Annotated in this window: 10 protein-coding genes; 3 read left to right on the forward strand and 7 right to left on the reverse strand. The window is 73.8% G+C overall.

The window, feature by feature from the left end; translation table 11 throughout:
- Positions 1-302: 302 nt before the first annotated feature.
- Positions 303-2,738 (reverse strand): aminopeptidase N, encoded by a 2,436-nt coding sequence (pepN, locus tag ACZ5K7_RS16650; protein WP_468914156.1) that lies wholly within the window; start codon positions 2,736-2,738, stop codon positions 303-305.
- 159 nt (positions 2,739-2,897) lie between these two features.
- On the opposite strand from pepN, the gene ACZ5K7_RS16655 reads away from it, so the two are divergent.
- Entirely contained in the window at positions 2,898-4,031 is a 1,134-nt protein-coding gene (locus ACZ5K7_RS16655) for an acyl-CoA dehydrogenase family protein (protein ID WP_468914159.1), read from the forward strand.
- Positions 4,032-4,173: 142 nt separating this feature from the next.
- Here ACZ5K7_RS16655 and ACZ5K7_RS16660 read toward each other — a convergent pair whose 3' ends face one another.
- From ACZ5K7_RS16660 to ACZ5K7_RS16685, 6 genes are all read right to left on the reverse strand, one after another.
- Positions 4,174-4,503, reverse strand: coding sequence for a rhodanese-like domain-containing protein (locus tag ACZ5K7_RS16660; protein ID WP_351696279.1), 330 nt, complete (start codon positions 4,501-4,503; stop codon positions 4,174-4,176).
- 39 nt (positions 4,504-4,542) lie between these two features.
- A complete protein-coding gene (locus ACZ5K7_RS16665) occupies positions 4,543-5,355 on the reverse strand; it encodes a hypothetical protein (protein ID WP_468914162.1) in 813 nt (270 codons plus the stop codon).
- Positions 5,356-5,364: 9 nt separating this feature from the next.
- Positions 5,365-5,925, reverse strand: coding sequence for a hypothetical protein (locus tag ACZ5K7_RS16670; RefSeq protein WP_468914165.1), 561 nt, complete (start codon positions 5,923-5,925; stop codon positions 5,365-5,367).
- A 29-nt stretch (positions 5,926-5,954) separates the two neighbouring features.
- On the reverse strand, positions 5,955-7,418 hold the full coding sequence (locus ACZ5K7_RS16675; protein ID WP_468914169.1) for a DUF2252 domain-containing protein: 1,464 nt from the start codon (positions 7,416-7,418) through the stop codon (positions 5,955-5,957).
- A 131-nt stretch (positions 7,419-7,549) separates the two neighbouring features.
- A complete protein-coding gene (locus ACZ5K7_RS16680; RefSeq protein WP_468914171.1) occupies positions 7,550-8,209 on the reverse strand; it encodes a response regulator in 660 nt (219 codons plus the stop codon).
- The gene (locus tag ACZ5K7_RS16685; protein ID WP_468914500.1) at positions 8,182-9,444 is read right to left on the reverse strand and encodes a sensor histidine kinase; all 1,263 of its coding nucleotides are present in this window, start codon (positions 9,442-9,444) and stop codon (positions 8,182-8,184) included. Before ACZ5K7_RS16685 ends, ACZ5K7_RS16680 begins: the two co-directional genes overlap by 28 nt.
- A 224-nt stretch (positions 9,445-9,668) precedes the next feature.
- Between ACZ5K7_RS16685 and ACZ5K7_RS16690 the strand changes: the two genes are divergently transcribed.
- Together ACZ5K7_RS16690 and ACZ5K7_RS16695 are read left to right on the forward strand one after the other, a co-directional pair.
- Positions 9,669-10,580, forward strand: coding sequence for an ABC transporter ATP-binding protein (locus tag ACZ5K7_RS16690; RefSeq protein WP_468914174.1), 912 nt, complete (start codon positions 9,669-9,671; stop codon positions 10,578-10,580).
- Complete coding sequence (locus ACZ5K7_RS16695; RefSeq protein WP_468914176.1) at positions 10,574-13,012, forward strand: ABC transporter permease; 2,439 nt, start codon at positions 10,574-10,576, stop codon at positions 13,010-13,012. The genes ACZ5K7_RS16690 and ACZ5K7_RS16695 overlap by 7 nt, the downstream gene beginning before the upstream one ends.
- Positions 13,013-13,084 lie beyond the last annotated feature (72 nt).

A 13,084-nucleotide genomic window follows, 5' to 3' on the forward strand; every position in this document is an offset into this window, starting at 1 on the left:
CGCACGGAACGGTACTCAGCCCTGGCCGCCGGGCGCAGCCCCGGGGACCGGCCCGGGAGCGTGGCCATCGCCACTCCGGTCGGCCTCGGCCGCGGTCCCCGCAGCGCCCCGCCGGACCCTACGACCCAGGTCACAGCAGGTCGTACGGCGGACGAGAGCGGCCCGCGGACCCCCGCCGGGCGAGTTGTCCACAGGCCGCGCCGAAGGTTTTCCACAGCGGTTGAACCCGTGGGCCCCACCCACGAAACTGTGGATGTGCCCCGGGACCGGTCACATCGGGTGTAGCGGGTACGGCGGGTGTATCAGGCGTTCACGGCCCGGGCGTGGAGCATACGGCGGACGGCGTCGGAGCGTTCCAGGAGCGTCTTGCGGACCACGGGGGCCGCGTCCTGGGCCGCCTGCCGGGCCTTCTCGAGGTAGGCGGAGTCGATGGCGTACGACGGGAAGAGCGCGGAGGTGTAGATCATCGCCGGGATCATTCCGCCCTGGCCCAGCTGGGGGATCGCGGCCAGATAGCGCTCGGCGTAGGGGGCGAGCAGGGCGTCCTGGCCGGGGCGCCAGAAGGCGTCCGCCACCGCCCTGACCGACTGGACGGGCACCGTGCGGTCCACGGCCAGCCGCTGCCAGACCTCGGCCTTGGCGGCCGGGTCGGGGGTGGCTGCCCGGACGGTGAGGGCGCGGACCCAGGCGTCGGGGTCGGGGTCGCGTTCGAGCAGGGCGGCGGACTCGGCGGTGACGTCGCCGCCGAGTTCGGCCTCGCGGCCGAGGGCGCGCCAGCGCAGGTCGGTGTCGTCACCGGCCTGGTCGCTGAGCCAGGCCAGGTCCTCGGCACCGGTCGCGGTGCGGGCCAGACCGCGCAGGGCCACCTGGCGGCGGCCCGGGTCGTCGGCGAGCCGCCGGCAGGCCTCGGCCGCGGCCTCCGTCAGGGCGGGGCGGTCGGCGTCCGGGGCCCAGAGTTCGGCGATGTCGGTGACAAGGGTCAGGAAGGGCTCGATCACGGCGTCGGACGTCTCGGCGGCGAGGACCGCGGTGAGGCACCGTCCGGCTTCGGCCGGCGTGGCCTCGCCGGCCGTGAGCATGTCCCAGACGGTGGCGACGGCCACGCCCCGGGAGATGGCCGTGGGCAGCTGGGCCGCCGTGCGGAAGAGGGTGTCCCGGGTGGCGGGGTCCGGGCGGGTGGTGGCGAAGGTGAGGTCGTCGTCGTTGATCAGGAGGAGGTCGGACGTGGCGGGAAGGCCGGTGACCGGGGTGCGGTCCTCGGTGACCTCGACGCGGACCAGGGCGGTGCGTTCGAGGGCGTCGCCGTCGCGGTCGTACGCGCCGACCGCCAGGACCTGCGGGCGCGGGGTGCCGTCGGCGACGAGGGTGACGGTGTCGCCGTCGTGCTCCAGGGTGAAGCGGTCGGTGCCGGCCGTCTCCAGCCAGGCCTTCCGCCAGCCGGCGAGGTCCCGGCCGCTCGCCTCGGCGAGGGCGTCGATCAGGTCCTGGAGGGTGGTGGTGCCCCAGGCATGGCGGGCGAAGTAGGCGGCCATGCCGGTGCGGAACCGGTCCTCGCCGACGTAGGTCATCAACTGGTGGAGGACGGAGGCGCCCTTGGGATAGGTGATGTTGTCGAAGATCGACGCGGCCTGGGCAACGTCGTGGATGGGCTGGTGGATCGGGTGGGAGATCGGGCCCTGGTCGGAGAGGTAGGCCTTGAGCTTGCCACCGGCGAGGTGGCCGGCCCAGACGTCGGTGTAGCGGGTGGCACCCTCCGCGGCCCAGTGACAGGCGAACTCGGCGAAGGCCTCGTTCAGCCAGAGGTCGTCCCACCAGCGCATGGTGACGATGTTGCCGAACCACATGTGTGCCATCTCGTGCAGCAGCACGATCGCGAGCAGCTCGCGCTCGGCGGGCGTCGGCGCGGCCCGCCGCAGGAACATGTCCGACCAGGTCACGCAGCCGTAGTTCTCCATGGCGCCGCCGAACTCGGGCATGAACACCTGGTCGTACTTGCGCTGCGGGAACGGCATCGCGAAGGCCTCGGCGTAGAAGGCGAGGCCCTGGCTGGTGAGGGTGAAGATCTCGTCGGCGTCGCGTTCCAGGATCTCGGCGAGCGAGCGGCGGGCGAAGACGCCGAGGTCGTGGCCGTCGGACTCGCGGCGGATCTCGTGGAAAGGGCCCGCGTTGACGACGGTGTTGTACACGGACAGCGGCGGGGTGTCCGGGAAGCTCCAGCGGCGGGCCGCGCCCTGCTCCTCGACGCGCGGGCCGCCGGAGTTGCTGAGGACGGTCCAGGCGGCCGGGGCGGTCACGGTGAAGGCGTGCGGGGCCTTGAGGTCGGGCTGGTCGAAGCAGGCCCAGACGAAGCGGGCCTCGTCCGGTTCGAAGCTGGTCCAGACGTAGACCTCGCCGTCGGCGGGGTCGACGGCCTTGTGGACGCCCGGGCTGACCGTGGTGTCGGCCTGGACGCTCTCCACGCGCAGCACGTTGTGCGCGGCCAGGCCGGGCAGCGGGATCCGGCCGTCGTCGGTGGGGGTGAGAGGGGTGCCGTTGAGGGTGGCGGAGCGGACCTCGGCCGCGCAGTCGACGAAGGACTCGGCGCCCGGCTCGGCGCAGCCGAAGGCCACCGTGGAGACGCACCGGATCTCCGGTCCGCCGGGCAGGGCGGTGAGGTCGATGTCCACGTCGTACCGCTCGACCGTGATCAGAGCGGACCGGCGCTCGGCCTCGGTGCGGGTCAGGCTTCGGATCCCCATGTGTCCTCCCTCGTGTGCCCGTCCCCCGTCGGCGGGCAGCGGGCGCCAGCCTACGACGGAAGGAGCTGGTGATCGCAGAGGTTTTCGGTTCCCTTCTTCCAGGACCTGTTCTATCTTGACGGACCGTCAGATCAGCGGACCCGCCGGGAGGACAGGACCGTGGACTTCACCTTCACCGAGGAGCAGCTGGCGGCGGCCGAGGCGGCGCGCGGGGTGTTCGCCGGGGTGGCACCGGACGCAGTGCCGAGTCCCGCGCTGACCACCGGCGCCGTGGCCGAGCACATGGACCGGGACCTGTGGGAGCGGCTGGCCGCCGCGGACCTGCTGAGTCTGCTGACGGCCGAGGAGTACGGCGGGGCGGCCCTGGACGCCATCGCGCTCTGCCTGGTGCTCCGGGAGTCGGCGAAGGTGCTGGCCCGGGTACCGCTGCTGGAGAACAGCGCGGCCCTGGCGGCCGTCCAGGCCTACGGGGACGAGGAGCTGGGGGGCCGGCTGCTGACGCGGGCGGGGCGCGGCGAGCTGGTGCTGACCGTCGCCGCGAGCGGGCGCACCGGGCACGACCCGGCCGACCTGGCGGTGACCGCACGACGAGAGGACGGGCTCTGGGTGCTGGACGGGGTGCAGACGGCGGTGCCGTGGGTGTACGACGCCGATCTCGTCGTCGTACCGGCGCATACCGACGGCGACCGGAGCGTGCTGGCGCTGGTGGCGCCGTCGGGTGACGGGGTCACGCTCGCCGAGCAGGTGTCGACCAGCGGGGAACGGCTCGGTGAGCTGCGGCTGGAGTCGGCGCGGGTCGCGGGGCGGGATGTGGTGACCGCGGCGGGGGCCTGGGAGTGGCTGCGGGAGCTGCTGGCGACCGGGACGTGTGCGCTGGCGCTCGGGGTGGGTGAGCGGGTGTTGCGGATGACCAGTGAGTACGTGGGGAAGCGGGAACAGTTCGGGCATCCCGTCGCCACGTTCCAGGCGGTCGCCGTGCAGGCCGCCGACCGGTACATCGACCTGCGGGCCATGGAGGCGACGCTGTGGCAGGCGGCGTGGCGGATCGCCTCCGGGGCGGCCGGGGCGCTGCCGGCGGCCGGGGACATGGCGGTGGCGAAGATCTGGGCGGCGGAGGGGGTGCGGCGGGTGGTGCAGACCGCGCAGCATCTGCACGGGGGCTTCGGGGCCGACACGGAGTACGTGCTCCACCGGTACCACGCCTGGGCGAAGCAGATCGAGCTGGCGCTCGGAGGGGCCGGGGTCCATGAGGAGGCGCTGGGGGATTTGCTGGCCGCGCATCCACTGGGGTAGGGGATCAGGGATCAGGGGGGCGCTCGGTCGGAGGGGATCCGCGGGACGGTGGGGGCTGGTCGCGCCCACGCGGCGAAGCCGCGCGTCGACACAGCCCCGCGCCCCTTACGGGGCGCTTCCGTGCGGGGGACGGTGAGTCGGCTCAGATGACGAAGCCCGGTTCTCCCGCGTCCGTGACGACCTCGCGGCCCGCCGCCTGCCACACCTGCATGCCGCCGTCCACGTTCACCGCGTCGATGCCCTGCTGGCCCAGGTACATCGTGACCTGGGCCGAGCGGCCGCCGGAGCGGCAGATGACGTGGACGCGGCCGTCCTGGGGAGCGGCCTCGGTGAACTCGCCGTAGCGGGCCACGAACTCGCTGATCGGGATGTGCAGGGCGCCCGCGGCGTGGCCCGCCTGCCACTCGTCGTCCTCGCGGACGTCCAGCAGGAAGTCGCCGTCCTTGAGGTCCGCGACCTCCACCGTGGGCACACGCGCTGCGAAGTTCATGGCTCCGACGCTACCCGACCGCTACTCCTGGGCGAGCAGCGCGGCCAGTTCCGTCTCCCGCTCGGCCACGTCCTTGTGGAGCTTCTCGGCGATCTCGTCGAGGAGGCTGTCCGGGTCGTCGGGGGCCAGCCGGAGCAGGCCGGCGATGGGGCCGTCCTCCAGTTCCTTGGCGACCAGGGCGAGCAGTTCCTTGCGCTCGGCCAGCCATTCGAGGCGGGCGTACAGCTCCTCGGCGCGACTCGGCTTGCGCTCGGGCGGGACCGGGCCGGCCGCCCACTCCTCGACCAGCTCCCGCAGCAGGGCCTCGTCGCCACGGGCGTAGGCCGCGTTGACCCGGCTGAGGAACTCCTCGCGCCGCTCCTGCTCGGCCTTGTCCTGCACCAGGTCGGGATGGGCCTTGCGGGCCAGCTCGCGGTAGAGCCGGCGGGCCTCCTCGCTGGGCCGCACCCGCTGCGGGGGCCGTACCTCCTGGTCGGTGAGCATCGCGGCGGCCTCCGGGAACAGGCCGTTGCCGTCCATCCAGCCGTGCAGCAGTTCCTCGACGCCGGGAATGGGCAGGACCCGGGCCCGGGCCTCCTCGGCGGCGCGGATGTCCTCGGGATCACCGGTCCGGGCGGCCTTGGCCTCGGCGATCCGCGCGTCCAGTTCTTCGAGGCGGAGATAGAGAGGGCCGAGCTTCTGCTCGTGCAGGCGCGAGAAGTTCTCGACCTCGACACGGAAGGTCTCGACCGCGATCTCGTACTCGATCAACGCCTGCTCGGCGGCCCGCACGGCCCGTTCCAGGCGTTCCTCGGGCCGCGGTGCCTCAGACTGCTCAGCTTCCGGGGTCGTCACCCGACCAGACTAGGGCCTGTCGTCCTCGTGGGTGGCCGCCACCCACTCGGCGACCAGATCTCTGCAGGCCACGACGAGGATTCCGGGGCGGCAGGCCAGCTCGTGGGTGCACCCGCCGGAGTACGGGAGGATCTCGTCGAGGATCACCTCGCCGAGCGAGGTCAGGTCGCAGGCGCCCAGGACGTCCGTCTGGAAGCGGGAGACCCCCGAGTAGCGGACGACCAGGTCCTCGTCGTGCCTGAAGCAGTTGTGACCGAAGCGGATCTCGATGTCGTCGGGGGCCGTGCGCCGCATCTCCAGCGGGCGCAGGTCCTTCACACAGCGGTGGCCGCCGAAGTCGTAGTGGTCCGGGTCGGTGGCGAAGGCGCGGGCACCGGGCGGCAGCTCACCGGCGAACTCCGGGAGTCGCGCCAGATAGGGGCCCGCGTCGATACGGACCGGCTCCACGCCCTCGCCGTCGACGAACACCGGCCCAGCGCCGCCGTCATCGACGGACACCGGCCCGGCGTTCTCGCCGTCGGCGAAGACCGGATCCTCGCTCTCGCCGTCCTCGATGACGACGTACTTCACCTCTGCACCTCAGGACCTGTCACCGGCGGTCACACCCCGAGTTCCGCCGGGATCCGGCCCGTCCGGATCGCGGTCACCAGTTCCTCGTGGTCCGCCTCCGTGCGGTCGGCGTAGGTCACCGCGAACGCGGCGATCGCCTCGTCCAGCTCCTCGTTCTTGCCGCAGTAGCCGGCGATCAGGCGTGGGTCGGCGCTGTGGGAGTGGGCGCGGGCCAGCAGGGCGCCGGTCATCCGGCCGTAGTCGTCGATCTGGTCGGGCGACAACGCGGCCGGGTCGACGCTGCCCTTGCGGTTGCGGAACTGTCGGACCTGGAAGGGACGGCCCGCCACCGTGGTCCAGCCGAGCAGGATGTCGCTGACCACCTGCATCCGCTTCTGCCCGAGGACCACCCGGCGCCCCTCGTGATCGATGGCGGGCGCCTCGAAGCCGGCCGTCGCCAGGTGCGGGACGAGCGCGGACGGGCGGGCCTCCTTGACCTGGAGGATCAGCGGCTCACCGCGATGGTCCAGGAGCAGCACGACATACGACCGGGTGCCGACGCTGCCGGTGCCGACTATCCGGAAGGCGACGTCGTGCGGGGCATGCCGGGAGAGCAGCGGGTGGCGGTCCTCGGAGAGCGTGGTGACGTAGTGCTCCAGGGCCGCCACGACCGCTTCCGCCTCCTCGTCCGCGACCCGGCGCAGCACCGGCAGGGCGTCGACGAAGCGGCGCCCGCCGTCCTCGGTGGGCTCGGTGGAACGGGCCGCGAACCGGCCGCTGGTGTTGGCGCGGGCCTTCTCCGAAACCCGGCGCAGGGTGCCGAGCATGTCGTGGGCGTCGGAGTGGGAGACCAGCTCCTCGTCCGCGATCGCGTTCCACGCGTCCAGCACCGGGAGCTTCGCCAGCAGGCGCATGGTGCGGCGGTAGGCGCCGGCCGCGTCACCCGCCGCCTTGCGGCACATGTCCTCGTCGGCGCCCGCCTCCCGGCCGGCCAGCACCAGGGAGGCGGCGAGCCGCTTGAGGTCCCACTCCCAGGGGCCGAGCACCGTCTCGTCGAAGTCGTTCAGATCGATGACGAGGTCGCCGCGCGGGTCGCCGTACAGGCCGAAGTTGGCCGCGTGGGCATCGCCGCAGATCTGGGTGGCGATCCTGGTCATCGGGGTGCGGGCCAGGTCGTGCGCCATCAGGCCGGCCGAGCCGCGCAGGAACGCGAACGGGCTCGCCGCCATCCTGCCGACCCTTATCGGGATCAGCTCCGGAATACGGTCGCGGTTGGACTCCTCGACCGCGCTCACCGCGTCGGGCCGGGAGCCGTCCAGGTCCAGGGCGTCATGGCTGCGGCGCGGCACGGCCGAACGCAGCGACTTGCCCTCCTCCTTGGGCGAGCCCTGCACCGGCCACTGCGCAAAGCCCTTCGGCGAGGGCAACTTGCGCGCCCCGGCTGCCGTCAGGTCTTCCACTCCGGTCACGTCGACCGCCTCCCCCGTACTCCACACACGCACCCACACGAACATCAACTCGTGGAAACGGTACAGGTGGGGGCCGGAAACGCGTCAGACCCTGTGGATAACTTCGAGGGGGGACAGGAACCGGGGGGCGGCCGTCGTCGGGCTTCTGCGGGTGGTCGGGGCCGGTCGCCACCCCCTCAAGCCCGCAAGAACGCCAGCACCGCCAGGACCCGCCGATGTGTCTCCTCCGCCGGCGGCAGGTCCAGCTTCGTCAGGATCCCGCCGATGTGCTTGCCCACCGCCGCCTCCGAGACGACCAGCTCCCGGGCGATCGCGCCGTTCGACTTCCCCTCCGCGACCAGCGCCAGCACCTCCCGCTCGCGCGGGGACAGCCGCTCCAGCGGATCCCGGCGCCGGCGCAGCAGTTGCCGTACCACCTCGGGGTCGACCACCATCCCCCCGTCGGCCACCGTGCACAACGCCTCGACGAAGTCCGCCACCTGACCCACCCGGTCCTTGAGCAGATAACCGACGCCCGTCCCGTCACCGGAGTCGAGAAGGTCGGCCGCGTAACTGCGCTGCACGTACTGACTGAGCACCAGGATCGGCAGCGTCGGCCGGGCGGCACGCAGTCGCACCGCCGCGTGCAGGCCCTCGTCCTGGAAGCCCGGCGGCATCCGCACGTCCGTCACCACGACGTCCGGCGCATGCTCCGCCACCGCGGCGACCAGCGCCTCCGCGTCCCCCACGGCCGCGACCACCTCGTGTCCGCAGCGGCTCAGCAGCCCGACGAGCCCCTCCCGCAGCAGCACGCTGTCCTCGGCCAGGACTACGCGCAGCGGTCGGTCGGTTCGCACGGCAACTCCACACGCAGCAGGGTCGGTCCGCCCGGCGGACTGGACACCGAGAGTGTGCCATCCAGCACCGACACCCGGTCCGCGAGTCCGGTGAGCCCGCTGCCCGCCGAGGCGTCCGCGCCGCCCCGGCCGTCGTCGCGCACCTCCAGGAACAGCCGCCCGTCCCGATGCCCGCCGTGCACAGTGGCGCGGCCCGCGCCGCTGTGCCGGTCGACGTTGGCGAGCGCCTCGCGCACCACGAAGTACGCGGCCGCCTCCACCGGTTGCGGCAACCGCACGGGCAGCCGGAAGTCGACGTCCACGGGAACGGCCGTGCGGTCGGCCGCGTCGGCCACCGCCGCCGCCAGGCCGTGGTCGGCGAGCACCTGGGGATGGATGCCGTGCACGATCTCCCGCAGTTCGGCGAGCGCCTCACCCGCCTCCCGCTGGGCCTTGGCGAGTTGCTCGGCATACGGGCCCGGCGGGGCGTCCAGCAGGGCCAGGCCGAGGGTCATCGAGAGGGCGACCAGGCGTTGCTGGGCGCCGTCGTGCAGATCGCGTTCGATACGCCGCCGCTCCGCCTCGAAGGCGTCCACCAACCGCGCCCGGGACCGCGCCAGTTCGACCATGCGCGACCCCAGCTCCGCCTCGCGCGGCGCGATCAGCAGCCGGGTCAGCTCGGCCCGGGCGCCGGCCGTGACGCCCAGCGCATAACCGCCGAGAGCCAGCAGCGACAACCCCAGGACCGCCACCCCGGAGGCGGCCGGCCAGGTGCTGACCGTCCACGCCTTCAGCACCTTCGTCCCGCGCCCTTCGCCGGCCGTGGCGAGCAGCAGCGGGGCGGCGACCAGCGACAGCGGGCAGAGCAGGGCGAGGGTCACGGCGAGCGCGTCCAGGGGCCACAACAGGCCCGCGAACAGCAGCGCGTGGCCGAGCTCGCGCCAGGTCGCCCGCTCCCGCAGCCGGGTGGTCAGCCAGGCCCGCAGGCCGGTCGCGGACGGCCGTACATGCGGGTCGTACGCCGGATGCCGGTCGACCAGCCGCAGCCGGTGCCGTTCGAGCCGGGCCACCGGAAGGCCCGCGAGCGCCGTGAGGAGCAGTAGTGGCAGTCCGACGAGTACGACGGCGAGCGCGATGCCGGCCGTGACCGCGGTGACCAGCCCCACGAGGAGTACGGCACCGGTGACCGCGCCGGTCAGCAGGTAACCGGCGGCACGCCAGGGCCAGCCGGAAACCAGGAAGCCGGGCCCGGCCATGGCCTGCCAGACGCTGCGGGGAGGGGGCTGCATGCCGGTCACCGTAGGCGGCGGGCCGCGGCCCCGGCCATCCGTCCAGCCACCGAGGTGGAGGTATGCCTGGCCCTACCCCGACTCTCCGTCCCGCCGCACTGCGCCGCCCCGCCCCCGAAGGGTTTCGTGGACCCACCACCCCCGATCACCACCCGGCCACCCCCAGACGACCCTTGGAGCAGTGGGGACCCATGACCAGCGACACCAGCGACACCCACAACACCGCTAACACCGGCAACACAGGCGGCACAGGCGACGCGATCACCTTGCGCTCCGTCAGCAGGCGTTACGGCTCCGGCGACAGCGCCGTCACCGCGCTCGACCAGGTCTCCCTGGGGTTCCCGAGGGGCACCTTCACCGCCGTCATGGGCCCGTCCGGCTCCGGCAAGTCGACGCTGTTGCAGTGCGCGGCGGGCCTGGACCGGCCCACCTCCGGGTCGGTCCTGCTGGCCGGGACCGAACTGACCGGGCTGAGCGAAACGAAGCTGACCCTGCTGCGCCGGGAGCGGGTCGGGTTCGTGTTCCAGTCGTTCAATCTGCTGCCCTCACTGACCGCCGAGCAGAACGTGGCGCTGCCGCTGCGGCTGGCCGGCCGGCACGTGCCGAAGTCCCGGATCCGCGAGGTGCTCGGGCAGGTCGGTCTCGGCCCACGCGCCCGGCACCGGCCGGCCGAGCTGTCCGGCGGCCAGCAGCAGCGGGTGGCGCTGGCCCGTGCCCTGGTCACCCGCCCCGAGGTGCTGTTCGGCGACGAGCCGACCGGCGCCCTGGACTCACGGACCGGCCGGGAGGTGCTGACGCTGCTGCGGGCCATGGTCGACGACCGGGGCCAGACCACCGTCATGGTCACCCACGACCCCGTCGCCGCCTCCTACGCCGACCGTGTGGTCTTCCTGGTCGACGGCCGGGTCAACGGCGAACTGACGAGCGCGAGCGCCGACGCCATCGCGACACGGATGACCGAACTGGAGACACCCGCCAGGCCCGACACCGAACCCACACCCCAGACCCGACCCCCGACCGACACCGAACCCACACCCCAGACCCGAGGCGGGACCGCCCCCGGCTCCCGCCCCGCCTCCCGGCCGGAGGCGCTCCCGTGCTGAGTGTCGCCCTGGGCACCCTGCGCGCCCGCTGGGTCACCTTCGTCGGCGGGTTCGTCGCCCTCGCGCTCGGCGTCGGGCTGCTCACCGTGATGGGCCTCACCCTGGCCGCCTCGCTGGACGCGCCGACCCGCGCCCCGGAGCGGTTCGCCGCCGCCCCGGTCGTCGTCAAGGGCGCCGACACCCTGCGCGTGCCCACCCCGATCGGCGACCGCAGCCAGAAGCTGGCCGAGCCGCGTGCCATACCCCCCGCGGCCGTCGCCGAGTTGGAGAGGCTCGGCCGGGTCACCCCGGACCGGTCCTTCGCCGTACGGGCGCGGGGCGGACCCGGCGATCTGGTCGGCCACCCCTGGTCGGTCGCCGCGTTCGCACCGTACGAGATCGCCTCGGGGCGTGCCCCTCGCGCCGCCGACGAGGTGGTGGTCAGCGGGACCTGGGCGAAACCCGGCCAGCGCCTGCGCACGCAGCGCGGCAGCGTCAGGGTCGTCGGCACGGTCGCCGACCGCGGCATCGAACACGCCGTCTTCTACACCGACGCCCGGGCCGCCCACCTCCAGCCCCGCAGTGTGCAGTTGGCCACGGACGCCGACGCCACGGCCGTACGGAACGCGGTGAAGAACATCACGGGCGTCCGGGTCCTCACAGGCGCCGACCGCCGCTACGCCGATCCGGATCCCGACCGTGACCGGGAGGCGCTGACCGCGCTGAACGCCCTGTTCGGCACGGCCGGCGGGGTCACCGCCTTCGTGTCGGTGTTCGTGGTGGCGTCGACGTTCGCCTTCGCGGTCGCCCAGCGCCGTCGCGAGTTCGGTCTGCTGCGTGCCGCCGGCGCGACGCCCGGGCAGTTGCGCCGGACGGTGGCCGCCGAGGCGCTGGTGGTCGGCGTGGCCGCCTCGGCGGCGGGCTGTGCGCTCGGCCGGTACGGCGCACCCCGCCTGGTCCGCTGGACGGTCGACGGCGGACTCGCCCCGGACTGGTTCGCGACGGGGGACGCCGTCTGGCCGTACTGCGCGGCCTTCTCGACCGGAGTGCTGGTCGCGCTCTGCGGAGTGGTCGCCGCGTCCTGGCGGGCGGGCCGGACCGGGCCGGCGGAGGCGCTGCGCGAAGCGGCTGTGGACAACAGGCCGATGACCTGGGGGCGTTGGCTGTGCGGCGGGGTGCTGTTGCTGGCTGCGGCGGTGCTGCCGTTCCTCGGCGACCCGGGCGGTCTGCTGCACCGCAAGAGCTATGTGAGCCGTCCGATGCTGCTGATCACGGCGGTCGCCCTGCTGGCACCCGCCCTGGTCCGCCCGCTGACCCGGCTGCTCGCCTGGGCCCCGGCGCGGCTCCCGGGCGCCGTCGGCCTGCTGGTGCGCGAGAACGCGGCCGCCGCGGTGCGCCGTACGGCCTCCGTCGCGGCGCCCGTGCTGGTGACGGTCGCCCTCGCGGGCTCGCTGCTCGGCGCCACCGCCACGCTCGACGCGGCCAGGGCCGCCGAGAACCGGGCCCGGACCACGGCGGCCTTCGTCGTCACGCCCTCGGCGGGCGGGTTCGACGGCGCGACGCTCAAGTCGCTGCGCGCGGTGCCCGGCACCGAGGTGTCCGTGACCTCGGCGAGCGCGGTGTACGTCCTGGAGGACGGGGTCGCGCTGGTCAGGTCCGAGGCCAGGGCCGCCGATCCCGACGCCCTGGCCGCCACCGCCCGCCTCCCGCTCTCCGCCGGCCGGACCACCGGTCTGGACGACGGCTCGATCATCGTCAACGAGGAGTGGGAGCGGCACACCGTCGGGCAGCGGGTGCGGGTGTGGCTGGGCGACGGCACCCGGAAGACCCTGCGCATCGCCGCCGTGATGACCAGGGGCACCGGCGACAACGGCGTGTACGTCACCCCGGCCAACGCAGCCGGCGCGGCCGTCGACCGGGTGGACGTGGCCCTGGCGGACGGCGCGGACGCGGCCGCGGTGGCCGCCGGCCTGCGCCGGGCGGTCCGGGCGGACGGCGGGCGGGTCCGCACCGCGGACCAGTGGATCGCGTCGACCTACCCGCGGACCGACCGCACCACCCGCCTCGGCTTCCTCCTGGTCCTCGGCATCGCGCTCCTCTACACCGGAATCTCCCTGGTCAACACCATGGTGATGGCCACCTCCGACCGGGTCCGCGAACTGGCCGCGCTACGGCTGGCCGGCGCCACCCGCCGCCAGGTGCTGCGGCTGGTCGGCGCCGAGGCGCTGACGGTGGCCGTGGTCGGCGCCCTGCTGGGCCTGCTGGTCACGGTCCTGAACCTGGCGGCCGTCGGGGCCGCCCTGCACGTCCTGCACGCCCCGGACGCCCTCACCCTCCCCTGGCCGGCGCTGGCCGCCACCACCGCCGGGTGCGCGGCCCTCGCGGTCCTGGCCGCGACCGCCACAGCCGCCGCGGCCACCCGAACACCACACCCGTCCGCGTCCGCCCAGTGATCCACCCGGCGATCCGTCCGGTGAGAGACACCTCACACCAACAGGAATCACACCGCCAACGCGGTCTGACCG

This window comes from Streptomyces sp. NPDC031497 (assembly GCF_055580905.1).